Origin of the sequence: Rhodanobacter soli, from assembly GCF_040548735.1 — a bacterium.
Lineage (GTDB): Bacteria > Pseudomonadota > Gammaproteobacteria > Xanthomonadales > Rhodanobacteraceae > Rhodanobacter > Rhodanobacter soli_A.
In genome coordinates this window covers 146,555-170,065 of the sequence record NZ_JBEPSD010000002.1, presented here as the reverse complement: position 1 = coordinate 170,065, position 23,511 = coordinate 146,555, and the positions used below count along the sequence as shown (strand labels likewise).

The following is a 23,511-nucleotide window of genomic DNA, read 5'->3' as shown; positions in this document are numbered from 1 at the left end:
AAAGTCGGCAATTATCGAACCGATGACGTTGCACCGCAACATCAGCGGCAACGCCCCCGATATGCGGGCAGCTCAGTCGAACAGCAAGTTGTCGATCAGGCGGGTGTTGCCCAGGCGGGCCGCGACCAGCGCCACCAGCCCCTCGTGCTCGCCTTCGGCCGGTTCGGCCAGGTCCTCGGCGCGGCGTATCGCCACGTAATCGGGTACGAAGCCCGCCCGCTCGAGGCGCGCGGCGGCGGTCTGCTCGATGGCTTGCCACGGATGCCCTTGCGCCAGCAGTTCGCGCATCTTCTGCAAGGTGTCGTGGATCAGCGGCGCGCGTGCGCGCTCCTCCGCGCTCAGGTACTGGTTGCGCGAACTCAGCGCCAGGCCGTCGTCGGCGCGCAGGATCGGCGCCGCCACCACCTTCACCGGCAGCCCCAGGTCGCGCACCATCCGCTCGACCACCTTCAACTGCTGGAAATCCTTCTGGCCGAACACCGCCACGTCCGGCTGCACCAGGTTGAACAGCTTGCACACCACGGTGGCCATGCCGTCGAAATGCCCCGGCCGGTGCGCGCCCTCCAGCGTATCGGTGATCCGCGGCACGCGCACGCTGACGCTGTGTTCGGGACCGAACGGGTACATCGTGGCCACGTCCGGCGCGAACAGCAGGTCGCAATCCTGTTCGGCCAGCGCCGCCTGATCCTGTGCCAGGGTGCGCGGGTAGCGGTCGTAATCCTCGTTCGGGCCGAACTGGGTGGGGTTGACGAACACGCTGGCGACCACCTTTTCGGTGCGCGCTCGCGCCAGCCTGATCAGCGACTGGTGACCCGCGTGCAGGTTGCCCATGGTCGGCACGAAGCCCACGGTCTGGCCCTGCGTGCGCCAGCCGCGGATAGCGGCACGCAATGCCGGGACGTCTTGTACGGTCTGCATGGGACGTCGACTCGCCAGGTCAGTTGAAACAATGCTCGGGAGCCGGGAACGCGCCGCTGCGCACGTCCTCGGCATAGGCGGCGATCGCCGCGGCGACAGAATCGCGCCCGATCAGGAAATCCTTGCTGAACTTCGGCCGCTTGCCCGGGGTGATGCCGAGCATGTCGTGGATCACCAGCACCTGGCCATCGCAATGCGGCCCTGCACCGATGCCGATCACCGGTATCGTCAGCGCCGCGGTCACCCGCTGGCCAAGCTCCACCGGCACGCCCTCCATCACCAGCAGGTCCGCCCCGGCCGACTGCACCGCCAGTGCCTCGGCCAGCACGCGGTCGGCCGCCGCCTGCTCGCGGCCCTGGATGCGGAAACCGCCGAACTTGTGCACCGACTGCGGGGTGAGCCCCAGGTGCGCGCAGACCGGGATCGCGCGCTCGTTCAGCGCCGCGATCACTTCGAGGATATGCGGTGCGGCGCCCTCGATCTTCACCATCGCCGCGCCGGCTTCGCCGACCAGCCGCGCAGCGGCCTCCAATGCATGCGCCACGTCGCGGTCGGCCATGAACGGCAGGTCGGCCACCAGCAGGGTCGCCGACAGTCCGCGCGCCACCGCGGCGGTGTGATAGACCATGTGCTCCAGCGTCACCGGCAGCGTGCTGCCGTGCCCCTGTACCACCATGCCGAGCGAATCGCCGACCAGCGCCACATCGACACCGGCCGCCTCCAGCTGCCAGGCGAAGCTGGCGTCGTAGGCGGTGAGCATCACGATGCGCCGTCCCTGCGCCTTCATCGCAAGCAGGCCTGGCACGGTCACCGGCTTGCGGTCGGGGACACTGGCGTTCTGCACGTACACGGCAATTCCTGGGATGGGGTGGCCGCCGATTATCCGGCGCGCCACGGTGATGGCTCAAGCCACGCGTTCGCAGCCGGCCAGATCGAGGCGGGCGAGCAGTTCCGCCACCGTAGCCTGCCCGGGCAACCGAAGCGTGGGCGCAATGTCGTGCAAGGGCAACAGCACGAACGCGCGTTCAGCCATGCGCGGGTGCGGCAGGGTCAGTTGCGGATCGTCCAACTGCACGCCGTCGACGTGCAGCAGGTCCAGGTCCAGGGTGCGCGGCCCATTGCGTTCGGCGCGCACGCGGCCGGCGCGCTGCTCGATCGCCAGCATGGCGTCCAGCAAGGCGTGCGGCGACAGCGCGGTATCCAGTTCCACCGCGGCGTTGATGAACGGCGGCTGCTCCAGCATGCCCCACGGCGGCGTGCGATACAGCCGCGAACGCTGCAGCAGGCGGGTATCGGGCAGGTTCGCCAGCGCCGCCATGGCGTCGAGCAACTGTTGCCGCGGATCGCCGAGATTGCTGCCCAGCGCGACGTAAGCCAGGGTCACGCGGAACCTGATTTGTCGCCCGGCCGGCGTCGCCGACGGCGCGGACGCGGCGGCTTGGCGGCTACCGGGGCCGCCACGTAATCACCGGTACTGCCGCCACCGGCCGGCAGCGCGGCCGCCAGCACGTCTTGCGGCAGCTGTTGCGCATGCGCCCACCATTCGCCCAGTTCGCGCATCGCCGGCGACTCGCCGGCGCGCAGCAGCAGGAAGTCGAACGCGGCACGAAAGCGCGGATGCGCCATCAGGCGGAACACCCGCTTGCGCTGGATCTGCTCGAAACGCGGCTGCAGCGACCAGATCTCCTCCATGGTGAAGGTGAACCGGCGTGGGATCGCGACCCGCTGGCACTGCTCACCGACCACCTGGCCGGCGGCGCGCGCCCACGCCTCGTTGCCTTCGACACCCCGGCCGATCAGCTGGTGCGCCACGTCGCGCACCTCGCCCCACAGCAACACCGCGAACAGGAACGCCGGGGTCACCGACTTGTCCTCGGCGATCCGCGCATCGGTATTCGCCAGGCCGCGCTCGACCAGTGCACGCAGCGCCTCGTCGCCGCGCCTGAGCGCGCGCGCGGTGGCGGGGAATAGGAATTTCAGCAGGCCGCACTGCTCCAGCATGCGAAAGCTCTTCAGGCCGTTGCCGGCCAGGAACATTTTCAGCGACTCGTCGAACAGCCGCGCCGGCGCGGCATCGGCCAGCAGCGGCCCGAGCGTCTCGAACGGCGCCATCGCGGCGGCGTCGATGTGCATGCCCAGCTTTGCCGCCAGCCGCGCCGCGCGCAGCATGCGCACCGGGTCCTCGTGATAGCGGGTGTCCGGGTCGCCGATCAGGCGCAGCACGCGATCCTCGAGATCCTGCATGCCGCCGACGTAGTCGCGCACGGAGAAGTCGCTGATGTCGTAGTACATCGCGTTGACGCGGAAATCGCGGCGCACCGCGTCTTCCTCGATCGTGCCCCAGATATTGTCGCGCACGATGCGGCCGTCGATGATGTGGCGATCGCCCTCGCCGCCCTCCTCGCCGGTGCCGCGGAAGGTGGCTACCTCGATGATCTCCGGGCCGAACACCACATGGGCCAGCCGGAAGCGGCGGCCGATCAGGCGACAGTTGCGGAACAGTTTCTTCACCTCGTCCGGCGTGGCGTCGGTGGCCACGTCGAAGTCCTTCGGCCGCAACCCCAACAGCAGGTCGCGTACCGCGCCACCCACCAGGTACGCCGTGTAGCCGGCTTCGTTCAGGCGGTACAGCACGCGCAACGCCGCCTTGCTGATGTTCTTGCGCGAGATGATGTGCTGGTCGCGCGGAATGACCCGCAGCGTCGGCGTGGCGTCGGTCCTCGATTCGAGATTCAAGCGGTCGGAATCCTTGCGGGCGAAGCTGCCCTTGGGTTGTGCAATATATCGCGGCGCGCGAGGCCGCGGACCGTCCCGCGGGGACGCGGGACGCGTGCACCGGCGGGGTCTGCTTCGAACGGTGCAGGCCGATGCGTGCCAAGCATTGCCGGGCGAAACAATTCCGCTATACTAGCGCGCCTCACAGGATAACGCTCCCTTCGTCTAGTGGCCTAGGACACTGCCCTCTCAAGGCGGGAACACGAGTTCGAGTCTCGTAGGGAGCACCATCTGCTTGTGCAATCGTCCATGATTGCCGTTGTCTGGAGGGGCCTCGATCGCCTATGGTTGCTGGCCCTTGGCCAGATCAGAAGCGGCCATCCATGGCCGCACTCTTCATGAGAGCCTCCGACCGGTTCCTCACACAGCTGAATTGCCGCCCATGACCTTTGTTGTCATCGACAACTGCATCAAGTGCAAGTACACCGATTGTGTCGAGGTCTGCCCGGTCGACGCCTTCCACGAAGGCCCCAATTTCCTGGTGATCGATCCGGACGAGTGTATCGACTGCACCCTGTGCGAACCGGAGTGCCCGATCAACGCGATCTATCCGGAAGACGACGTGCCGGCCGGCCAGGAAGCGTTCGTGGCGCTGAACGCCGAACTGGCGAAGGACTGGCCGGTGATCACCGAACGCAAGGACGCCCTGCCCGACGCCAAGGCATGGGAAGGCAAGCCGGACAAGCTCGAGCTGCTGCAGCGCTGAGTTCACTCGCCAGACAAAAAAGAACGCCGCCTTGAAGGCGGCGTTTTTCTTGGTGGTGCCGTCCGGGGTCAGCCGCCCAGGCGCGACTTCAACGCGTCGATCACCTTGCCCACGGCCGCGGCATTGCCTTGGGCGCGTATTTCGCTGGCCGCCGTGCCGCTGGCGTTGACGCTGATCTGCACCTGGTGCGAGCCGGCGCCCGGAGCACGCACGGAGCTGCCCTTATCGCGCCCGAACAGGCGGCCGAAGAAGCCTTTCTTCTTTTGCTGAGCCAGCGCGTCGGAAACATTCAGCGTGTAGCTATGCGTGGCGTCGTCATGGCCGGCGACTTCACCCAGGCTGCCGCTCTCCAGCACCTGGCCGACCCGGCGGTAGGCATTGTCCACGCTGTCGGCCAGCACGAAGCCATCGGTGATCTGCCCGCCGGCCGAGCCGACGCTTGCGGTGGCGCCATTGGCGGTCGGCTGGTTCGCACCCGGCGGCGGAATCACCAGCGCGTCGCTGGTCGACGGCCGGTCGAGGCTCGGCGGGATCTCCAGCGGGGCTTCCTGCACGGCGGTATCCCACGCCTTGTGCGAGCGGAACGCGCCGCAGCCGGAAAGCAGCAGGCCACTGAGGACCACAGCCGGCAGGGCCACGAGGAGCGAAGTTTTCTTCATGTAATCGGATTCCGTGAGTAAGTCAGGCAACCGTCAACCGGCCGCAGTCGCCAAGGATGCCAGACTGGACAGCGCTTGGTGCAATCGGGCGCGATCCGGACCGTCGTTCAGTTCCACCAGCGGCAATCTCGGCACGGCCAACCCCAGCCCCAGTACGGGCAGACCGGCCTTGACCGCGATCGGATTCGGCGCACAGTTGAGCGCCTGCACCAACGGCTCCAGGGCGGCCTGGCAACGCGCCGTCGCCGCCTGGTCGCCGCCGGTAGCCGCATCGCACAGGGCACGGAACGCCTGCGGCACCAGGTTGGCCACCACCGAGATGGTGCCGGCCGCCCCGGCCAGCATCGCCTCGCCGGCGCTGCCGTCATCGCCGGACAGATAGACGAAATCTTCGCGCACAAGTTCCGCCAGCGCCGAGATCCGCTCGCGATCGCCGCGCGCTTCCTTGATCCCGACGATCGCCGGGTGCTCGCGCAGCGCGGCCACGGTCGACGGCAGCAGGTCGCAGCCGGTGCGGGTGGGCACGTTGTACAGCAGCACCGGCAGGCCACCGTGCTCGGCCACTTCCAGAAAATGCCGGCGCAGGCCTTCCTGGGTCGGGCGCACGTAGTACGGCGTCACCACCAGCGCCGCATCGGCGCCCAATGTCTTGGCGCGGCGGGTCAGCGCCACCGTCTTGGCGGTACCGGCCTCGCCGGTGCCGGCGATCACCGGCACCCGCCCGGCCACGCGCTCGAGCGCGAACGCCAGCAGGCGGTCGAACTCGTCGTGCTCCAGCATGTGCGCCTCGCCGGTGGAGCCGGCCACCACCAGTGCCTGGGTACCGCCGGCCAACTGATGGCCGAGCAGCCGGCCGAACGCATCCAGGTCGAGTGCGCCGTCCGCCGCGAACGGCGTGGCCAGCGCGCAGATGCTACCGCGAATGTTCAAGACTCGATTCCGCTACAAGGCAAGCTGCCCATGTTACTTGCCGCCTCGCGAGGCGGGCAAGTAAGCTCGACCGGAGTAGTCTCATGGCCTCCGCACCGCGCGGGCTGACGTCCACAGGCAGACCCTCTTGAAACCTTCTCCCGGCCCCTCTTCCGCTTCCACGCGTGCGGGCAATGACAACCAGTTGCTGATCCACGCGCTCACCCCGACGACTAAATCGCCGCTGCTGGCGCTGGCCAAGCGCATCGCCGACGCCGGCTGCAACCTGTCCGAGTCGCGCGTCTCCACCATCGGTACGGAAATTTCGCTGATGCTGCTGGCCACCGGCGCGTGGGACGCGCTGGCCAAGCTGGAAACCGCGCTGGCCAAGCTGACCCGCGACGAGGGCATGCGGCTGGTGCATTACCGTACCGGCCCGCGCCAGAACAGCTCGCATCTGCTGCCTTACCTGGTGGAAGTGGTGGCGGCCGACCGGCCCGGCATCGTGGCGCGCATCGTGGATTTCTTCAGCCAGCACGGGATCAGCGTGGAGCAGCTGAACTCCACCCGCTACCAGGCGATGCAGACCGGGGCGGAGATGTTCCAGGCCCAGTTCACCATCGGCATCCCGGCGGAAATCCATATCGCCGCGCTGCGCGACGACTTCCTGGAACTGTGCGACGGCCTGAACCTCGACGCGATCATGGACCCGGTCAAATTCTGAGGCCGGGCAGTCTCCCGAGCATCGCGCGATCACGCCCTCCTGACAAGGACTGTCATCCGCCGCCCCGCCCGCGCTAGTCTGTGCCCGTGAACTGCCGGAGGGACGTTGCATTGCAACCAGCGTATCGATTCATGCCGATCGCTCCGGGCGCCATGACGCCCCTCGTCCGAACCGCGTCACCCCCACTTTCCACCAACGATCACGGCGCCGCAGCGCCGTGCAGGATCCGTCATGCCCGAAATCGGCAAGAAGCTGCCCCCGCTGAAAGGCACCACCGGCGACGGCAGCGAACTGAAGCTGGCCAGCCTCAAGGGCCAGTGGCTCGTGGTGTATTTCTACCCGAAGGACTCGACGCCCGGCTGCACCAGCGAAGCCAGGGATTTCCGCGACCTCTACCCGGCCTTCCTTGAACGCCATGCGCAGGTCATCGGCGTGTCGCGCGATTCCCCGAAATCGCACGCCAACTTCGCCGCGAAGCAGGAGCTGCCGTTCCCGCTGGTGTCCGATGCCGACGAAACCTGGTGCCACGCGTTCGACGTGATCCACGAGAAGGTGCTCTATGGCAAGCGCCACCTGGGCATCGTGCGCAGCACCTTCCTGATCGACCCCGACGGGAAGCTGGCGCGCGAATGGCGCGGCGTGAAAGTCCCGGGCCACGCCCAGGCCATGCTCGACGCCATCCCCGCCCAGTGACCACTCCGCCGCTCATGGCTTTCATCCGCCCGTTCCTTCCACCCACCAGCGAGGACACTTCCGCATGACCGGAAGCAAGCGCATCTACGCTCTCGACACCAACGTCCTGCTGCATGACCCGACCTCGCTGTTCCGCTTCGAGGAACACGACGTCTTCATCCCGATGACCGTGCTGGAGGAACTGGACGAAAAGAAGAAGGGCGCCTCGGAAGTCTCGCGCAACGGGCGCCAGGTCAGCCGCTTCCTCAACGAGTTGATCGAACTGGGCAAGCAGCACGACCTCGGCGACGGGCTGGAGCTCAGCAACCCGCAGGGCATCAAGCTCAAGCGCGGCACCTCCGTGGGCCGGCTGTATTTCCAGCACCGCACCAGCAGCAACGGCCACGCCAAGGCGGACAATCAGATCCTGTCGGCGGTGATCGAACTGCGCGACCAGAACCCCGGCCGCGACGTCATCCTGGTCACCAAGGACATCAACCTCCGGATCAAGGCCAGCATCAACGGCATCGTCGCCGAGGATTACGAGAACGATCGCGCGCTGGACGATTTCTCCCTGCTCTACACCGGTTCCGCCCAGCTGCCGGAAGACTTCTGGGAGCGGCACCCGGAAGTGCGCTCCTGGACCGAACGCGGCCGCACGTTCTACGAAATGAACCGGCGCGAGAACGACGACTGGCATCCCAACCAGTGCCTGTACCTGCCGGGCGAGAACGCGGTCGAGCTGCGCGTGCTGCACGTCGACGACGCCAGCGCCACCCTGGTCCTGCTGGACGACCACTCGCACGCGAATCACCACGTGTGGGGCATCGGCGCGCGCAACCGCGAGCAGAACTTCGCGCTCAACGCGCTGATGGATCCGGATGTCGACTTCGTCACCCTGCTCGGCAACGCCGGCACCGGCAAGACCCTGCTGGCGCTGGCCGCCGGCCTGGCCCAGGTGATGGACCAGCAGCGCTACCGCGAGATCATCATGACCCGCGCCACCGTCTCGGTGGGCGAGGACATCGGCTTCCTGCCCGGCACCGAGGAAGAAAAAATGACGCCGTGGATGGGCGCGCTGACCGACAACCTCGAAGTGCTCACCAACCCCGAGGACGGCGGCAGCTGGGGCCGCCAGGCCACCAACGACCTGCTCGCCTCGCGCATCAAGATCCGCTCGCTGAACTTCATGCGCGGGCGCACTTTCCTCAACCGCTACCTGATCATCGACGAGGCGCAGAACCTCACTCCGAAACAGATGAAGACCCTGATCACCCGCGCCGGCCCCGGCACCAAGATCGTCTGCCTCGGCAACGTCGAACAGATCGACACGCCCTACCTCACCGAAACCACCTCCGGCCTCACCTACGCGGTGGACCGTTTCAAGAACTGGGCGCATTCGGCGCACATCACTCTGCGCCGCGGCGAACGTTCGCGGCTGGCGGATTTCGCGGCGGAGACGCTGTAACGTCAGAAGCTGGAAGCTAGCCGGGGGCCTGCCGCGCGACGGCAGGCCCCGCTTCCGTGCCCTGTCCATTCCCCGCCATACCCGACCGATACCGCCTCCATGTCGCTGAAGAATTTCGCCTACCGCCACCGGCTGCCGGCCAAGCGCGCCATCGCGTTGCTGGCACGCTCGCTGCCCGCACCGGCTCGCCGCCGGCTGCTGGCCGTGGCCGAACGCATCGCGTTCAGCGTCACCCCGCAATACCAGGGCGACACGCTGCCGCCGATCTTCGCGTACTGGTCGGGGCGCTTCCTGGCGCCGGACGCGCAGCGGCTGGGCATCGGCTCGCCGGAAAGTTTCTTCCTCGACCACATCCGGCGCCGTGCCGCCGACTCAAACGCACCGGTGCGCGTGCTCAGCGTCGGCACCGGCTCATGCGGCATGGAGATCGCGCTTGCCGCACGGCTGCAGGCGGACGGCAGCGCGGCGCACATCACCTGTATGGACTTCAACGCGGCGCTGATGCGCTGCGCCGCCGCCGCGGCACGGGAGCGCGGCGTCGATGCGCTGATGGCGTTCGAGGCACGCGACTGCAACCTGCCGTTCGAACTGCCCGGGCAGGACGTCATCATCGTCAACCAGTTCTTCCACCACGTCACCGAACTGGAAACCCTCTGCGGATCGCTGCGCCGTTCGCTGGCCACGCAAGGCGTGCTGCTCAGCTCCGACATCATCGGCCGCAACGGCCACCAGCTGTGGCCCGACGTGGAAACCGTGGTGCAGGAAGCGTGGGCGACCCTGCCGGCGAACAAGCGCCACGACCGCCATTTCAATTCGGCATCGCCGCGTTACCGCCCGATCGACCATGCCGCGTATTCCAACGAGGGCGTGCGCGCGCAGGACATCGTGGCCTGCCTGCTGGCCGAGTTCGATTTCGAGCTGTTCTTCAGCTTCGGCGGCGCCATCATGCCGTTCGTCGAACGGCGGATCGGTTTCAATTTCGACCCGCAGCTGGCGGAGGACCGCGAATGGATCGATCGCATGCATGCGATCGACGTGGCCGCCCTCGCCGCCGGCCGCTACCCTGCCGCCAACATGATCGCCGCGCTGCGCCACAAGGGTGCTGCCGCGCAGCCGGTGTTCGAACCGATCAGCCCGCAGCGGCACGTCGAGCTGACCCGGGAACAGCAGGTGAAGGCCGCGGCGGCCCCGCGCTAGCCGCGGCGGCCAAGCGAGTAGAATGCCTGCCTGACAGTCATTCCACGGTTGCAAAGCGTCGACATGATCCTCACTCCCCGCCTCGTCCTGCTGGCCTTGTTCGCCTTCTTCGCGCTGTGCGTGCTGCTGGTGCACCTGCGCGGCCGCGTGCGGCTGCGCTTCGATCGGCAGCTGGTCGACCACTCGGCGGTGTTCGCGCCGTACAACCTGCTGATGTACGCGTTCTCGGCGGTGCCGGCCCGACCCATCCTCGACCGCCGCGGCTTTCCGCAACTGGACCTGCTGCAGGCGAACTGGCAGGTCATCCGCGACGAGGCGACGCACCTGTTCGACGAGGGCTACATCCGTGCCGCCGCGAAGAACAACGACGCCAGTTTCAACAGCTTCTTCAAGCAGGGCTGGAAGCGCTTTTACCTGAAGTGGTACGGCGAGCCGCTGACCTCGGCCGAGGCGCTGTGCCCGCAGACGGTGGCCCTGCTGAAGTCGATCCCCAGCGTGAAGGCGGCGATGTTCGCGCTGCTGCCGCCGGGCAGCAAGCTCAACCCGCACCGCGACCCGTTCGCCGGTTCGCTGCGCTACCACCTGGGCCTGATCACGCCGAACTCGCCAGGTTGCCGCATCTTCGTCGACGGCGAGGAACACGCCTGGGGCGACGGCAAGGACGTGGTGTTCGACGAGACCTACGTGCACTGGGCCGAGAACACCACCGACCAGACCCGGGTGATCCTGTTCGCCGACGTCGAACGCCCGCTGCGCACGCGCTGGATGAGCGCGATCAACCATCGGGTCGGCGCGTTCATGGGCAAGATCACCGCTTCGCCAAACACCGAGGGCGAAACGGAGAAGACCGGTTTCGTGAACCGCCTGTTCGCGCTGAGCCAGCGCCGCAAGAATACCGGCGGCAACCGCTTCAAGGCCGAGTTCAAGCGGCGGCACAAGAAGCTGTACAAGGCCTGCAAGTACGTCGGCATCCTGCTGCTGATCTGGCTGGTCTTCCTGGCACCGTGGCCGCTGTTTCGATAAGTGACGCTCCGCTGAGCGGTCACATCGTGTGATCCCCGCGCGTCCTGTCTGGACGCCGCAATGGAGAACGCCATGGACCCGCACACCGCACTGTTCCAGCAACACCGCCCACGCCTGTTCGGCCTGGCCTACCGCATGCTCGGCACGCCCAGCGACGCCGAGGACGTGCTGCACGACGCCTGGCTGCGCTGGCACGCGCAGGATGCCGACGCGCTGGACGACCCGGAAGCCTGGCTGGTCACCGTGACCACGCGCATCGCACTCGACCGCCTGCGCCGGGCCAAGACCGAACGCGCGCACTATCCCGGCCCGTGGCTGCCGGAGCCGCTGGCCGCCGAATCCGAGCAGCCCGAGGCGCAACTGGAACGCGCCGAAAGCCTCACCCTCACCTTCCTGCTGTTGCTGGAGCGGCTGAGCGCGGAGGAGCGCGCCGCCTTCCTGCTGCGCGAGGTGTTCGACTACAGCCATGCCGAGACGGCCGCGATGCTGGAGATCAGCGAGGACGCCTGCCGCCAGCGCGTGCATCGGGCGAAGCAGCGGCTGCGCGAGGATCGACCGCGCCAGGCGATGCCGAACATCGACACCCAACGGCGCCTGCTCGAACGCTTCATTCAAGCGCTGCAGCAGCCCGACATGGCCACGCTGCGCGCCCTGTTTGCCGAAGATGCCATGAGCGTTTCCGACGGCGGCGGCCTGGCACGCGCCACCCTGCACCCGCTGTACGGCGCCGAGCGGCTGGCCCGGCTGTACATGCAGATCGCGCTGCAACAGCAGAAGCACGGCGGCGTGCGCCACGAGATCCGCCAGCTCAACGGCACGCCCGCGCTGCTCGGCTGGCATGGCGACACGTTGATCTCGGCCAGCTGGATCGACGACGACGGCGAGCGCATCACCGCGGTGCACGCCCTGCGCCATCCCGGCAAGCTCGCCCGGCTGGCGGCTGTCACGAAATCGACACCGCCCACGTCCTTGCATTGAACGGCCACTCCGGCCGCCCACCCCACGGAGAACCCCATGCCCCGCTTCAATGCCTACAAACGCCCCGACGCCCTGAAACCGCTGCTCGCCCTGGGCGACTACATCAGGAGCTGCGGCCTCGAGCAAAGCCTGATCGAACTGGTGCAGATGCGCGCCTCGCAGCTCAATGGCTGTGCCTACTGTCTGGACATGCACAGCAACGACGCCCGCGCCGCCGGCGAGACCGAGCAGCGCCTGTACGTGTTGCAGGCCTGGCGCGAGGCGCCGTTCTACACTGCGCGCGAGCGTGCCGCGCTGGCCTGGTGCGAGGCGGTGACCCGGCTCGATCCGATCCACGGCGTGCCGGACGAGGTCTACGAGGAGGCCCGCGCCCAGTTCAGCGAGGAAGAGCTGATCGACCTCAACATGGTGGTGATCGTGATCAACGGCTGGAACCGCATCGCCATCCCTTCGCGCGCGGAGCCCGGCCACTACAAGCCAGGCAAGCACTGAACGGCCACCGCCGTGGCCGCGATCAGGCTGTACCGCCACCCGGACTGCGCGAAATGCGCACGCTATGCGCGGCTGCACCGCCGGCTCGACTGGCTGGGCCGTTTCGAGGATTCCACGGGCGTCCCGCCCGTGGGTCCGCTGCGCTTCGGTGAAGTCGTGGTGCAGGACCTTCGCCATGGCACGATACGGCGCGGCGCGGCCGGGTTCGCCCTGTTGTGTCGGCAGATCCCGGCGTACTGGCCACTGTTGCCGTTGCTGCGGATTCCCGCTTTGCGCCGCCGCGTCGAACGCGAGTTCAACGGCTGCGCCGATGCCGGTTGCTCGCTGGACTGACGTCCGGGCCGGGCAGGTCGCACCCGTACGCCGCGTCGGCCCCGTACGATTCCGCCGGATCGGACGATCGCCACCCCCGCATTCGCCATGCTGGCCACCCGACAACCGACCCGGCGGACCACCATGGCTTTGCGCCTCCTGAAGATCACCCTCGTCACCCTGCTCGTCTTCCTGCTTGCCGCCGCCCTCTGGATCGGGACCGCCGGCAAGGACCTGTTCCACACCGCCACCGGCTCGGTCAGCCGCTCGCTGTGCGCAGCCGCGTTCGTTTCGCGAGTCGATCCGCAACGGACATTCCGGGAGGAGCAACTGCCGCTGATGCGCAGCATCGGCTGGGCGATCCACTACGAGGTGGACCGCGCCAGGCGCGAAGTGCGCACCTCGGTATTCGGCGACTTCAGCGCGCGGGCGGTGTACCGCGAAGGCCTCGGCTGCCTGCTCGTGCACGACGACGACGCCGTACCCGAGGCGGCCGGCTTCGAGCCCGCGCCGATCGCCGGCGCCTGGCCGGCGACCGTGGTCGAACCGGCCGACCCGGCCATCCGCCGCGCACTCGAGCAGGCCTTCGCCGAACCCGACCCGGCCCACCCGCGCCTGACCAAGGCGGTTGTCGTGCTGCACGACGGCGAACTGATCGCCGAGCGTTACGCCCCCGGCTACGGGCCGGACACGCCGATCTACGCCCATTCGCTGACGAAATCGGTGGTCAGCGCCCTGATCGGCATCCTGGTGCGCGAGGGCAAGTTGCGGCTGGACCAGCCCGCGCCGATCGCCGCCTGGCGCTCACCGGCCGACCCGCACCATGCGATCACCGTCGACCAGTTGCTGCGCATGGACAGCGGCCTGCCGTTCGACGAAACCGACGGCGCGATCAGCCCGATGACGCGCATGCTGTTCCTCGAGCGCGACATGGCCGGGTACGCGGCGCGCATGCCGCTGGCCCATCCGCCCGGCACCACCTGGGGCTACAGCAACCTCAGCTACGTGCTGCTCTCGCGGGTGATCCGTGACGCGGCCGGCGGCAACGCCGTCGACGCCGGGCGCTTCGTGCGCCGCGAACTGTTCGCGCCGCTGGGCATGCGCAGCGCAGTGATCGAGACCGACGCCACCGGCACGCCGCTCGGTGCCAGCAACGTCTACGCCTCGGCCCGCGACTTCGCCCGATTCGGTCAGCTCTATCTCGACGACGGCGTGGTCGACGGGCGGCGCATCCTGCCCGAAGGCTGGGTGGCGTACAGCCATTCGCAAACCCTGCAAACCGGTTATGGCGCCGGCTTCTGGACCAACCTGGTGAGCGAGGGCAGCGTGCCGGTGTGGAATGCGCCGTGGGGCATGCCGCGGTTGCCGAAGGACATGTACTACGCGCGCGGCGCGCTGGGGCAATACGTGGTGATCGTGCCGTCGGAGCGGCTGGTGGTGGTGCGCATGGGCATCTCGATCGACTACGGCACCGGGACGGAAGACATGGTCGCCGCGATCATCGCCGCGCTGCATCATCGGCCGCCGCAGGCATGACCGTCGTCGGCTGCGATGCGGCCACCTTGCGGTAACTGCTCGGCGTCTCGCCCACCTGCCGCTTGAACGCGGCGTTGAAGGTGGACTTCGAGGTGAAGCCGCAGTCGTAGGCGATGTCGAGGATGGTGCGCGCGTCGCCGCGATCGGCCAGATGCGCGCGCACCGCCTCGACCCGCAGGCGGTTGATGTAATCCCAGAACGTGCCGCCGAAGCGCCGGTTGATCACCGCCGACACCAGGTACTCGGGATAGCCGCTGCGCTTCGCCACCTGCCCGATGGTGAGCGCCGGCTCGCGATAGAGCGCCTCGTCGCCGTCCATCAGCTGCGCCAGGCGCGCCTCCACCGCGGGGAAACGCGCATCGTCGGAATCCGTCGTGTCCGGCGGCGCCGCCTCCCCGCCGACCGCGGCCGGCTCGCTCGCCACCGGCGGCTGGTTCAGGCTGAGCCAGCCGACCACGCACACCCACGCGGCGACCGCGCCGAACAGCAGGCGGTAGTCGATGCCCGGCAGTGTCGCCAGCCATTGCGTGGTGGCGATGACCCAGATGACGACCTGGCAAGCCGCCATCACGTCGATCCAGCGCAGCGACAGGCGGTCGGCATCCGAGCGCCGCTCGCGCAGCCGGCGGCGGTAGCGGTGCACGCGCATCAGTGCGGCCGCCACGTACGACAGGCTGTAGACGAACAAGGGAACGTCGAACCAGGAACCGATGGTCTTTTCGCCCGCCACCCAGCGCGCGGACAACGCCTGCATCTGCTGGTCGCTCAGCAGCAGCACATGCGCATTCAGCGCCAGCATCACGCCGAAACCGAGCAGGTGCACGCCGTCGCGCAGGCGAAAGCCGCGGGCCTCGATCAGCGCACGCGCATAGACGTAGAACAGGCTGCCGTAGAGGAACGGAAACAGCGCGACGAAGCGGTACGCCCTGAACCACTCCGGCGACAGCGAGTTCCAGTACACGGCCTTGACCAGCAGGTCCATGCCGGTCAGCGCGACCCACACCGCCAGCACCCGGTTCGCCCCGGTGTTCACCGGCCGCCGCCACAGCGCCAGCGCCAGCAACGCCGCCTGCACGGCAGCGGCGATGTAGACGAATACCCAGAACGCGTAGGCCTGGTTGGGGATCACCTGGGATGGCATCGGGGATTCCGGCGGTCGCATGAGACTGGCCGAAAGCCTAGCCGCTCGACCGGCGCGATCCAACAAAAAAGCCGCGGGGCGACCGCGGCTTTTTCGTTGGATCGTACCCACTCAGGCCGCGAGGCGTTTCACGATCGCGTCGGCAAAGCTGCTGGTGCTGCCCTTGCCGCCCAGGTCCGGCGTCACGCTGTCGCGGTCGTTCGTCATGGTGTCGCGGATCGCCTGGCGCAAGCGGTCGCCCTTGGCCACCATGTCCAGGTAGTCGAGCATGTCGGCCGCCGCCAGCAGCAGCGCGCACGGATTGGCGATGCCCTTGCCGGCGATGTCCGGCGCCGAGCCATGCACGGCCTCGAAGATCGCCGCGTGCTCGCCGATGTTGTCGCCCGGCGCCAAGCCGAGGCCGCCGACCAGGCCGGCGCACAGATCGGACAGGATGTCGCCGAATAAATTGGTGGTGACGATCACGTCGAACTGCTCGGGCTTCATCACCAGCTGCATGCAGGTGTTGTCCACGATCATCTCGTTGAACTCGATCTGCGGGTATTCCTTCGCGATCTCGCGCGCCACATTGAGGAACAGGCCCGAGCTGGTCTTCAGGATGTTCGCCTTGTGCACTGCGGTGACCTTCTTGCGGCCCTTCTTCACCGCCAGCTCGAACGCGTAGCGCACGATGCGGCTGCTGCCCTTGCGCGTGTTGCGCGCGACCGACTCGGCGATCTCGCCGTCGGCGGACAGGGTCTGCCCCTCGGAGCGGTACGCGCCCTCGGTGTTCTCGCGCACGGTGATGATGTCGATGTTCTCGTACCGCGACTTGGTGCCAGGGAAGCTCACCGCCGGGCGCACGTTCGCGTACAGGTCGAAATGGCGGCGCAGGGTCACGTTCACCGAGGTGAAGCCGCCGCCGATCGGCGTGGTCAGCGGGCCCTTCAGCGCGACCTTGTGCTCGGCGATCTTGTCCAGCGTGGCCTTGGGCAGCAGGTCGCCGTGCTTGTCCAGCGCGACCATGCCGGCGTCGACGAAGTCGTAGGAAAGGCCGCAGTCCAGCGCGTCGAGCACGCGCAGCGTGGCGGTCATGATCTCCGGGCCGATGCCGTCGCCGGGGATCACGGCAATCGTCTTGCTCATGGGGGAACTCCTTGAAACGAAAACCACGGGCGGTACGTGCGCATGGGGATGGGCACGTACCGAAACCGTTCAATTATCGCCGATAAGCCCCCGCGCGAACAGGGCGAACGCCCTGCAAGACGTTGAAAATACTCGCATGCAGCATTGCAAAAAGCCGCAGGCGGCCGCTTCATGCGGCCGTGGCGGCTACGTTCAGGCGTGATCGGCGCAGGCGGCCGGGTCGTCTCCGGCACCCGATTCGAGCTGATCGAGCAGATCCACCGCGCGGCGCAGGTGCGGGATCACGATCGAGCCGCCCACCACCAGGCCCACGCTGAACACCTCGAAGAACTCGTCGCGCTGCACGCCCGCTTCCTTGCACTGGGCCACGTGGTAGCTGATGCAATCGTCGCAGCGCAGCACCATCGAGGCGACCAGGCCCAGCATCTCCTTGGTCTTCACGTCGAGCGCGCCGGCCTTGTAGGTCTGCGTGTCCAGCGCGAAAAAGCGCCGCACGACCTGGTTGTCCTCGGCCAGGATGCGCTCGTTCATGCGCTGGCGGAACGCGGTGAATTCGGCAAGTTTGTCGCTCATGCCGCCTGCTCCAGCAACTCGGCCAGCTTGCCGCTGCGATCGGCGGCGACGAGCTCGTCATAGCCGCCCACAAACTGGTCGTTGATGAAGATCTGCGGCACCGTGCGATGCCCGCCACTGCGCGCCAGCATCGCCTCGCGCTGCGCCATGTCGGTATCGACACGCACCTCGGTCCACTCCAGCCCCTTGGACTTGAGCAGGTTCTTGGCCGCCACGCAGTAGGGGCACACCGCGGTGGAATAGACCTCGATCTTGGACATCACGACACTCCGCAACTTGGAAAAGGCCACCATTAAATGGGGTCGCGCGCCACCAGCTCAAGCGGAACCGACGCGGCAGACCACGGTCACAATGCTATTGTCACCCACCTTATGAGCATGGCACCACGACGACTCGCACCGCGCCTGCTGACGGCGCTGATCACCGCCGGGCTGGCTTGCGCCGCCGGCGCGCAGCAGGACGTGCACCTGCCCGACCTGGGCAGTTCGGCGAACGCGCTGATCTCGCCGCAGGAGGCGCAGGATTACGGCGCCTCCATGCTGCGCCAGATGCGTGCGCTGGACATGGTGGTGGACGACCCGCTGCTGGACGACTACATCAACGACCTCGGCTACCGGCTGGTCGCCAGCAGCGACAAGCCCAAGGAACACTTCGCGTTCTTCGTCGTCAAGGACCAGGAAATCAACGCATTCGCCGCGCCCGGCGGCTACATCGCGGTGAACGCCGGGCTGATGACGATCACCCGCGACGAGAGTGAGCTGGCCGGCGTGGTCGCGCACGAAATCGGCCACATCACCCAGAACCACCTGCAGCGCGCGTTCGAGGATTCGAAGAAGGACGCGCCACTGATGGCGCTGGTGCTGCTGGGCGCGATCGCCGCCGGCGCCAGCAGCCGCAGCGGCGACGCGCCGATGGCGGTGCTGGCCGGCGGCCAGGGCCTGATCGCGCAGAAGTCGATCAACTTCACCCGCAAGGACGAGATCGAGGCCGACCGCGTCGGCATCCAGACGCTGGCCAAGGCCGGCTTCGACCCGAACGCGATGGCCGGCTTCTTCCAGCGCATGCAAGACGTCATGAGCGCCGGCGCCGGTGGCGAGGACGTGCCGGCCCTGCTGCAGACGCACCCGGTGACGACGATGCGGATCAGCGACGCGAAGGCGCGTGCCGACGCGCTGATCGCCGCGCAGAAGCTGCGTCCCTCCGGCAGCATCATGGACAAGCTGCAGTGGGAGAAAAGCACCGCGCCGATCGCGTTCGTGAAAGATCCCACCACGCTGTTCCAGCCGCCCGCCCGCGGCCACCTGAACACCTATGCCCTGATGCGCGAGCGCGTTCGCGTGCTGGCCGGCGATGCGACCAAGCTGGCCACCTACTACAGCGCCAGCCTGCAGACACGGCAGGACTTCAATACACCGGCGAACCGCTACGGCTATGCGCTGGCGCTCACCCGCAGCGGCCGCGGCGCCGCGGCGATCGAACAGCTGCAACCGCTGCTGCAATCCCACCCGGAAAACCTGATCCTGAAGCTGGCGCTGGCCGACGCCCGCCTGCAGGCCGGGCAGCGCGCCGCGGCCCTGGCGATGTACGCCGCGCTCAATACCCAGTCCCCGCGCAATCGCGCCGTCGCGCTTGCCTATGCCAAGGCACTCACCGCCGGCGGCGACCAGGAGCAGGCCCGCCTTGCCGCCAACCTGCTGCGGCCGTTGCTGGACAATGCCAGCGAACCGGAGATCTACAGCACCTATGCCCGCGCCAGCGACAAGGCCGGCGACAGCGTGCGCGCCGGCGAGGCCTTCGCCGATGCCAGCTACTATTCCGGCCGCCCGTACGATGCGATGGAACAGCTCAAGCGGCTGCTCAAGCGCGACGACCTGGACTACTACGCACGGGTGCGCATCCAGGCGCGCATCGCCGAGCTGACCCCGCTGGTGCTGGAACTGCACAAGCGCAAGATCAAGACCGAAGACAGCCCGGACGGCGACTCCCGGCAGTAGGCACGCCACTGTCATCGACACGTAACATCCATCCGCTGCAATATGCCCGTCACAAGCCAAGGCGGACCACGGCGTGCACAAACGCATCCTGATCGTTGAAGACGAGACCTCGATTCGCGAAATGATCGCCTTCGCCCTGCGCAAGGCCGGCATGGACGCGATGCAGGCCGCCGATGCCCGTGCCGCCCAGCTGGCGCTCGCCGAACAGGTGCCCGACCTGATCCTGCTCGACTGGATGCTGCCGGGCATGAGCGGCCTCGAACTGGCCCGGCGCCTGCGCAAGGAAGAGCTCAGCCGCGAGATACCGATCATCATGCTCACCGCGCGCGGCGAGGAAATGGATCGCGTCAACGGCCTCGAAGCCGGCGTCGACGACTACGTGGTGAAACCCTTTTCCACCCGCGAGCTGATCGCCCGGATCAAGGCCGTGCTGCGGCGCAGCCAGGGCGACGACGGCTCCGGCGTGGTCGAACTGGGCGGCCTGCGCATCGACGGCCCGGCGCACCGCGTGTTCGCCGGCGACGAACCGGTGCCGATCGGCCCGACGGAATACCGCCTGCTGTACTTCTTCATGACCCATGCCGAGCGCGTCTACTCGCGCACGCAGCTGCTCGACCACGTCTGGGGCGGCAGCGTGTACGTGGAAGAGCGCACCGTCGACGTGCATATCCGCCGCCTGCGCAAGACGCTGGAGCCGTGGAAGCTGGACGATCTGGTGCAGACCGTGCGCGGCACCGGCTACCGCTTCTCCACCAGCACCTGAGCCGGCGCGGGCGAGCTTGCGGTCTTCGCGGCTTTTGCCGATGCTGGCTCGCCTTCCACACTCCGGCGCCAGCATGACTCCGCCCCGCACGCCTTCCTGGAAACTGCCCGCGGCACTCGCCGCAGCGCTGTGCGCCGGCGCCGTGCTGGGCTGGCTTGCCGGTGGGCGCGTGGCCGCAGGCGTCGCCTTGGTCGCCGTGGCCGAAGTCGTCTTGCTGCTGACCCGGATCCGTCATCAAGCGCGGGCCATGATGACTGCACCGACTGCCGTCAGCCCTCTCCAGCATGACCGTTTCATGACGCGTTCCCGCCGCATCGCCTCCTCTCTGCGTGACCTGCGCAATGCCGCCAGCCAGTTGCCGGATGCGGTGGTGCTGCTCGACCGGCAGCAGCAGATCCGCTGGTTCAACCACGCCGCCGAGAACCTGCTCGGGCTGCGCCGCCCGGATGATCGCGGCGCGTCGCTGCAGCAGCGGCTGGCCGGCTCGGAACTGGCCACCTGGCTGCGCGACGGCGCGCATGAGCCGCTCGCCGACGCCGCCGCCCCCGGCCGGGCGGACAGCCAACTCAATGTCAGCCTGCTGCCGTTCGGCGACCAGGAGCAACTGCTGCTGGCGCACGACATCAGCCATCTGAACCGGCTCGAACAGGTGCGCCGCGACTTCGTGGCGAACGTGTCGCACGAGTTGCGCACGCCGCTGACGGTGATCCACGGCTACCTCGAACTGCTCGACCCGGAGGACGTGCCCGAGCTGGCGGCGGTGCTGGGCGAGATGCGCACGCAGTCGAAACGGATGGGCCAGATCGTGGAAGACCTGCTGACCTTGTCGCGGCTGGAAACCCAGCACGAGGTCATCGACGAACGCGTGCCGATGGCGGCCCTGCTGGCCACCGTGCGCAAGGAAGCCGAGGCGCTCAGCCAGGGCCGCCATCGCATCGTGCTGGAATCCACCGCCGAGGCGGACCTGCTCGGCTCGCCGAAGGACCTGCACAGCGCGTTGTCGAACCTGGCCAGCAACGCGGTGCGCTACACCCCGGCCGGCGGCAGCATCACGATCCGCTGGCAGCGCGAGCCCGAAGGCGCGGTGTATTCGGTCAGCGACACCGGCTTCGGCATCCCGGCCTCGCACCTGGCCCGGCTTACCGAACGTTTCTACCGGGTCTCCTCCAGCCGCTCGCGCGACAGCGGCGGCACCGGCCTGGGCCTGTCGATCGTCAAGCACGTACTGAACCTGCACCGGGCACAACTGCGCATCGAGAGTGCGCCGGGCGTCGGCTCCACCTTCTCCTGCCATTTCGGCGCGGCCCGCCTGCTGACTCCCGGCAGCAGCGACGAAAGCTGAAGGCCGCGGCGGCGCGGCATGCAATGGCCCAGGCCATGCGCCAGAATGCGGCATGGCCCAGCCCTCTCCCACATCGTCCGCATCGCCCGACGCCACCGACCTGACCACCCCCGGCCTTTACCTCAGCCGTGAACTGGCCGCGCTGGAGTTCAATTTCCGCGTGCTGGCGATGGCCCGCGACGCCGCCGTGCCGCTGCTGGAGCGGCTGCGCTACCTGAGCATCGTGGCGAACAATCTCGACGAGTTCTTCGAGGTGCGCGTGGCGATGCTCAAGCATCACCACGCCTACGGCTCGGCCGCCCCGGGGCCGGACGGCATTCCTTCCGGCGAACTGCTGGCGCGCATCCGCAGCCGCGTGCTGGACCTGGTCGCCGAGGTCTACGCCGCCTGGCAGGAGCAGATCGGCCCGCAGCTCGACGCCGAGCAGATCCACATCCTCACCCGCAAGCGCTGGAACCCGCGCCAGCACCGCTGGCTGCGCGGCTACTTCGAGCACGAGGTGCTGCCGGTGCTGTCGCCGCTGGGACTGGACCCGGCGCACCCGTTCCCGCGCATCCTCAACAAGACGCTGAACATCGCGGTGGTGCTGCGCGGCCGCGACGCGTTCGGCCACGAAGGCCACATGGCGCTGGTGCGGGCGCCGCGTTCGCTGCCGCGGATCATCCGCGTCCCGGCCGAAGTCAGCGGCCCGGGCGAGCATTTCGTGTTCCTCGCCGAACTGCTGCAGGCCTTCGTCGACCTGATGTTCCCCGGCCTCAAGGTGGTCGGCTCGTACCAGTTCCGGGTCACCCGCAACAGCGAGCTGATCGTCGAGGAGGCTGAGGTGGAGAACCTGGCCCTCGCGCTCAGCGAGGAACTGGTCGGGCGTGGTTATGCGCGCCCCGTGCGGCTGGAGATCGCCAACGATTGCCCGAAGGCGATCACCGCGATGCTGACCCAGAACTTCCAGTTGGACGACGCCGACGTGTACCGCTGCGACGGCCCGGTCAACATCATCCGCGCGGGCCTCATCTATGACTGGCTGGACCGGCCGGAACTGAAGTTCCCGCGCTTCAACCCGCAGCTGCCGCCGGCGCTCGAGAGCGGGCGCAACAAGTTCGACCTGATCGGCCAGCGCGACGTGCTGCTGCACCACCCGTACCAGAGCTTCGCCGCGGTGATCGACCTGCTGCGCCAGGCCACCGCCGACCCGCAGGTGCTGGCGATCAAGCAGACCCTGTACCGCGCCGGCGAGGACACGCCGCTGGTCGACCTGCTGGTGGAAGCGGCGCGCAACGGCAAGGACGTCACCGTGGTGATCGAGTTGCGCGCGCGTTTCGATGAGGAGGCCAACATCCGCCTGGCCACGCGCCTGCAGGAGGCCGGTGTGCAGGTGGTCTACGGCGTGGTCGGCTACAAGACCCACGCCAAGATGATGCTGATCGTGCGCCGCGAGGGCGACACGCTGCGCCGCTACGTGCACCTGTCCACCGGCAACTACCACCAGGCCAACAGCCGGATGTACACCGACATCGGCCTGATGACGGCGAACCCGGAGATCGGCGAAGACCTGCACAAGGTGTTCCAGCAGCTGTCCGGCCTGGGCCCGATCATCGAGCTGAAGCGGCTGCTGCATTCGCCGTTCACGCTGTATCCCAGCGTGCTGGCCAAGATCGAGCGCGAGACGGCGCACGCGCAGGCCGGCCGCCCCGCGCGCATCGTCGCCAAGCTCAACGCGCTGAACGAGGCGCGCGTGATCGAGGCGCTGTACCGCGCCTCGCAGGCCGGCGTGGAGATCGACCTGATCGTGCGCGGCGCGTGCACCCTGCGTCCCGGCCTGCCCGGCATTTCCGAGCGCATCCGCGTGCGCTCGATCGTGGGGCGCTTCCTCGAACACAGCCGGGTGTACTGGTTCGCCAACGACGGCGACCCCGAGATCTACTGCGCCAGCGCGGACTGGATGGAGCGCAACCTGATGCGGCGGATCGAGGTGGCGTTCCCGATCCTCGACCCCGAGCTGGCCGCGCGCGTGTTCGAGGAAACCCTGGCCAACGGCCTGGCCGACAACACCCAGGCCTGGCTGCTCGGCGGCGACGGCCGCTACGTGCGCGCCGAGCCCGGCGACAACCCGCCGTACAGCGCGCAGTCGGGTCTGCTCGAACGCTACTGCCAATGAACCGCACCATCCGCATGGACTACCGTTTTCTCCATCCCGCGCATGCGTG

At 68.0% G+C, this 23,511-nt stretch carries 24 protein-coding genes and 1 tRNA gene; 15 read left to right on the top strand and 10 right to left on the bottom strand.

Annotation, left to right across the window (positions count from 1 at the left end; translation table 11 throughout):
* Positions 1-72: 72 nt before the first annotated feature.
* The 4 genes from panC to pcnB are packed head-to-tail and all read right to left on the bottom strand — an operon-like array spanning position 73 to position 3,654.
* The gene (gene panC, locus ABIE04_RS11630; protein ID WP_354550214.1) at positions 73-918 is read right to left on the bottom strand and encodes a pantoate--beta-alanine ligase; all 846 of its coding nucleotides are present in this window, start codon (positions 916-918) and stop codon (positions 73-75) included.
* A 19-nt stretch (positions 919-937) separates the two neighbouring features.
* A complete protein-coding gene (gene panB, locus ABIE04_RS11625) occupies positions 938-1,768 on the bottom strand; it encodes a 3-methyl-2-oxobutanoate hydroxymethyltransferase (RefSeq protein ID WP_436410382.1) in 831 nt (276 codons plus the stop codon).
* Positions 1,769-1,822: 54 nt separating this feature from the next.
* Positions 1,823-2,302, bottom strand: a complete 480-nt coding sequence (gene folK, locus ABIE04_RS11620) for a 2-amino-4-hydroxy-6-hydroxymethyldihydropteridine diphosphokinase (RefSeq protein WP_354550212.1) — start codon at positions 2,300-2,302, stop codon at positions 1,823-1,825.
* Complete coding sequence (gene pcnB, locus ABIE04_RS11615) at positions 2,299-3,654, bottom strand: polynucleotide adenylyltransferase PcnB (RefSeq protein ID WP_354550210.1); 1,356 nt, start codon at positions 3,652-3,654, stop codon at positions 2,299-2,301. The genes folK and pcnB overlap by 4 nt, the downstream gene beginning before the upstream one ends.
* Before the next feature lie 193 nt (positions 3,655-3,847).
* Here pcnB and ABIE04_RS11610 point away from each other — a divergent pair.
* Together ABIE04_RS11610 and fdxA are read left to right on the top strand one after the other, a co-directional pair.
* Positions 3,848-3,923: transfer RNA gene (locus ABIE04_RS11610), tRNA-Glu, on the top strand.
* Positions 3,924-4,075: 152 nt separating this feature from the next.
* On the top strand, positions 4,076-4,399 hold the full coding sequence (gene fdxA, locus ABIE04_RS11605; protein WP_056384867.1) for a ferredoxin FdxA: 324 nt from the start codon (positions 4,076-4,078) through the stop codon (positions 4,397-4,399).
* A gap of 68 nt (positions 4,400-4,467) precedes the next feature.
* Here fdxA and ABIE04_RS11600 read toward each other — a convergent pair whose 3' ends face one another.
* Together ABIE04_RS11600 and dapA are read right to left on the bottom strand one after the other, a co-directional pair.
* Entirely contained in the window at positions 4,468-5,058 is a 591-nt protein-coding gene (locus ABIE04_RS11600) for a hypothetical protein (protein WP_354550207.1), read from the bottom strand.
* 33 nt (positions 5,059-5,091) lie between these two features.
* The gene (gene dapA / locus ABIE04_RS11595; protein ID WP_354550205.1) at positions 5,092-5,988 is read right to left on the bottom strand and encodes a 4-hydroxy-tetrahydrodipicolinate synthase; all 897 of its coding nucleotides are present in this window, start codon (positions 5,986-5,988) and stop codon (positions 5,092-5,094) included.
* A 127-nt stretch (positions 5,989-6,115) separates the two neighbouring features.
* On the opposite strand from dapA, the gene ABIE04_RS11590 reads away from it, so the two are divergent.
* From ABIE04_RS11590 to ABIE04_RS11550, 9 genes are all read left to right on the top strand, one after another.
* Complete coding sequence (locus ABIE04_RS11590) at positions 6,116-6,691, top strand: glycine cleavage system protein R (protein ID WP_354550203.1); 576 nt, start codon at positions 6,116-6,118, stop codon at positions 6,689-6,691.
* A 231-nt stretch (positions 6,692-6,922) separates the two neighbouring features.
* Positions 6,923-7,384, top strand: coding sequence for a peroxiredoxin (locus ABIE04_RS11585; protein ID WP_354550201.1), 462 nt, complete (start codon positions 6,923-6,925; stop codon positions 7,382-7,384).
* Between the two features lie 64 nt (positions 7,385-7,448).
* On the top strand, positions 7,449-8,831 hold the full coding sequence (locus tag ABIE04_RS11580) for a PhoH family protein (RefSeq protein WP_354550199.1): 1,383 nt from the start codon (positions 7,449-7,451) through the stop codon (positions 8,829-8,831).
* Positions 8,832-8,930: 99 nt separating this feature from the next.
* Positions 8,931-10,028, top strand: coding sequence for a methyltransferase (locus ABIE04_RS11575; protein ID WP_354550197.1), 1,098 nt, complete (start codon positions 8,931-8,933; stop codon positions 10,026-10,028).
* Positions 10,029-10,091: 63 nt separating this feature from the next.
* Positions 10,092-11,051: an aspartyl/asparaginyl beta-hydroxylase domain-containing protein gene (locus ABIE04_RS11570; protein WP_354550195.1), complete on the top strand. Its 960-nt coding sequence runs from the start codon at positions 10,092-10,094 to the stop codon at positions 11,049-11,051.
* Between the two features lie 72 nt (positions 11,052-11,123).
* On the top strand, positions 11,124-12,029 hold the full coding sequence (gene sigJ / locus ABIE04_RS11565; RefSeq protein WP_354550193.1) for an RNA polymerase sigma factor SigJ: 906 nt from the start codon (positions 11,124-11,126) through the stop codon (positions 12,027-12,029).
* Between the two features lie 36 nt (positions 12,030-12,065).
* Positions 12,066-12,521: a carboxymuconolactone decarboxylase family protein gene (locus ABIE04_RS11560; protein ID WP_354550191.1), complete on the top strand. Its 456-nt coding sequence runs from the start codon at positions 12,066-12,068 to the stop codon at positions 12,519-12,521.
* 12 nt (positions 12,522-12,533) lie between these two features.
* Positions 12,534-12,854: a hypothetical protein gene (locus tag ABIE04_RS11555; RefSeq protein WP_354550189.1), complete on the top strand. Its 321-nt coding sequence runs from the start codon at positions 12,534-12,536 to the stop codon at positions 12,852-12,854.
* A gap of 123 nt (positions 12,855-12,977) precedes the next feature.
* Positions 12,978-14,369: a serine hydrolase domain-containing protein gene (locus tag ABIE04_RS11550; RefSeq protein WP_354550187.1), complete on the top strand. Its 1,392-nt coding sequence runs from the start codon at positions 12,978-12,980 to the stop codon at positions 14,367-14,369.
* Here ABIE04_RS11550 and ABIE04_RS11545 read toward each other — a convergent pair.
* From ABIE04_RS11545 to grxC, 4 genes are all read right to left on the bottom strand, one after another.
* Positions 14,332-15,510: a helix-turn-helix domain-containing protein gene (locus tag ABIE04_RS11545; RefSeq protein ID WP_354550185.1), complete on the bottom strand. Its 1,179-nt coding sequence runs from the start codon at positions 15,508-15,510 to the stop codon at positions 14,332-14,334. The genes ABIE04_RS11550 and ABIE04_RS11545 overlap by 38 nt on opposite strands.
* A 111-nt stretch (positions 15,511-15,621) precedes the next feature.
* Positions 15,622-16,635 carry an isocitrate dehydrogenase gene (locus ABIE04_RS11540; RefSeq protein ID WP_354550183.1) on the bottom strand — a complete coding sequence of 338 codons (1,014 nt, stop codon included), beginning with the start codon at positions 16,633-16,635 and terminating at the stop codon, positions 15,622-15,624.
* A 192-nt stretch (positions 16,636-16,827) separates the two neighbouring features.
* Positions 16,828-17,208, bottom strand: a complete 381-nt coding sequence (locus ABIE04_RS11535; RefSeq protein WP_354550181.1) for a carboxymuconolactone decarboxylase family protein — start codon at positions 17,206-17,208, stop codon at positions 16,828-16,830.
* Positions 17,205-17,468, bottom strand: coding sequence for a glutaredoxin 3 (gene grxC, locus ABIE04_RS11530; protein ID WP_354550179.1), 264 nt, complete (start codon positions 17,466-17,468; stop codon positions 17,205-17,207). The genes ABIE04_RS11535 and grxC overlap by 4 nt, the downstream gene beginning before the upstream one ends.
* A 111-nt stretch (positions 17,469-17,579) precedes the next feature.
* Between grxC and ABIE04_RS11525 the strand changes: the two genes are divergently transcribed.
* From ABIE04_RS11525 to ppk1, 4 genes are all read left to right on the top strand, one after another.
* On the top strand, positions 17,580-19,202 hold the full coding sequence (locus ABIE04_RS11525) for a M48 family metalloprotease (protein ID WP_354550177.1): 1,623 nt from the start codon (positions 17,580-17,582) through the stop codon (positions 19,200-19,202).
* 73 nt (positions 19,203-19,275) lie between these two features.
* Positions 19,276-19,965, top strand: coding sequence for a phosphate regulon transcriptional regulator PhoB (gene phoB, locus ABIE04_RS11520; protein WP_354550175.1), 690 nt, complete (start codon positions 19,276-19,278; stop codon positions 19,963-19,965).
* Between the two features lie 73 nt (positions 19,966-20,038).
* Complete coding sequence (gene phoR / locus ABIE04_RS11515; RefSeq protein ID WP_354550173.1) at positions 20,039-21,307, top strand: phosphate regulon sensor histidine kinase PhoR; 1,269 nt, start codon at positions 20,039-20,041, stop codon at positions 21,305-21,307.
* A 52-nt stretch (positions 21,308-21,359) separates the two neighbouring features.
* Complete coding sequence (gene ppk1 / locus ABIE04_RS11510) at positions 21,360-23,462, top strand: polyphosphate kinase 1 (RefSeq protein ID WP_354550171.1); 2,103 nt, start codon at positions 21,360-21,362, stop codon at positions 23,460-23,462.
* Positions 23,463-23,511 lie beyond the last annotated feature (49 nt).

Excerpts from the sequence above, each read along its gene's own strand:
- ABIE04_RS11550 (WP_354550187.1), top strand. The coding sequence starts at position 12,978 with ATGGCTTTGCGCCTCCTGAAGATCACCCTCGTCACCCTGCTCGTCTTC.
- ABIE04_RS11580 (WP_354550199.1), top strand. The coding sequence starts at position 7,449 with ATGACCGGAAGCAAGCGCATCTACGCTCTCGACACCAACGTCCTGCTG.
- panC (WP_354550214.1), bottom strand. The coding sequence starts at position 918 with ATGCAGACCGTACAAGACGTCCCGGCATTGCGTGCCGCTATCCGCGGC.
- sigJ (WP_354550193.1), top strand. The coding sequence starts at position 11,124 with ATGGACCCGCACACCGCACTGTTCCAGCAACACCGCCCACGCCTGTTC.
- grxC (WP_354550179.1), bottom strand. The coding sequence starts at position 17,468 with ATGTCCAAGATCGAGGTCTATTCCACCGCGGTGTGCCCCTACTGCGTG.
- ABIE04_RS11535 (WP_354550181.1), bottom strand. The coding sequence starts at position 17,208 with ATGAGCGACAAACTTGCCGAATTCACCGCGTTCCGCCAGCGCATGAAC.
- ABIE04_RS11540 (WP_354550183.1), bottom strand. The coding sequence starts at position 16,635 with ATGAGCAAGACGATTGCCGTGATCCCCGGCGACGGCATCGGCCCGGAG.
- phoR (WP_354550173.1), top strand. The coding sequence starts at position 20,039 with ATGACTCCGCCCCGCACGCCTTCCTGGAAACTGCCCGCGGCACTCGCC.
- ABIE04_RS11575 (WP_354550197.1), top strand. The coding sequence starts at position 8,931 with ATGTCGCTGAAGAATTTCGCCTACCGCCACCGGCTGCCGGCCAAGCGC.
- ppk1 (WP_354550171.1), top strand. The coding sequence starts at position 21,360 with ATGGCCCAGCCCTCTCCCACATCGTCCGCATCGCCCGACGCCACCGAC.
- ABIE04_RS11585 (WP_354550201.1), top strand. The coding sequence starts at position 6,923 with ATGCCCGAAATCGGCAAGAAGCTGCCCCCGCTGAAAGGCACCACCGGC.
- ABIE04_RS11545 (WP_354550185.1), bottom strand. The coding sequence starts at position 15,510 with ATGCCATCCCAGGTGATCCCCAACCAGGCCTACGCGTTCTGGGTATTC.
- ABIE04_RS11525 (WP_354550177.1), top strand. The coding sequence starts at position 17,580 with ATGAGCATGGCACCACGACGACTCGCACCGCGCCTGCTGACGGCGCTG.
- fdxA (WP_056384867.1), top strand. The coding sequence starts at position 4,076 with ATGACCTTTGTTGTCATCGACAACTGCATCAAGTGCAAGTACACCGAT.
- ABIE04_RS11570 (WP_354550195.1), top strand. The coding sequence starts at position 10,092 with ATGATCCTCACTCCCCGCCTCGTCCTGCTGGCCTTGTTCGCCTTCTTC.
- ABIE04_RS11560 (WP_354550191.1), top strand. The coding sequence starts at position 12,066 with ATGCCCCGCTTCAATGCCTACAAACGCCCCGACGCCCTGAAACCGCTG.
- ABIE04_RS11600 (WP_354550207.1), bottom strand. The coding sequence starts at position 5,058 with ATGAAGAAAACTTCGCTCCTCGTGGCCCTGCCGGCTGTGGTCCTCAGT.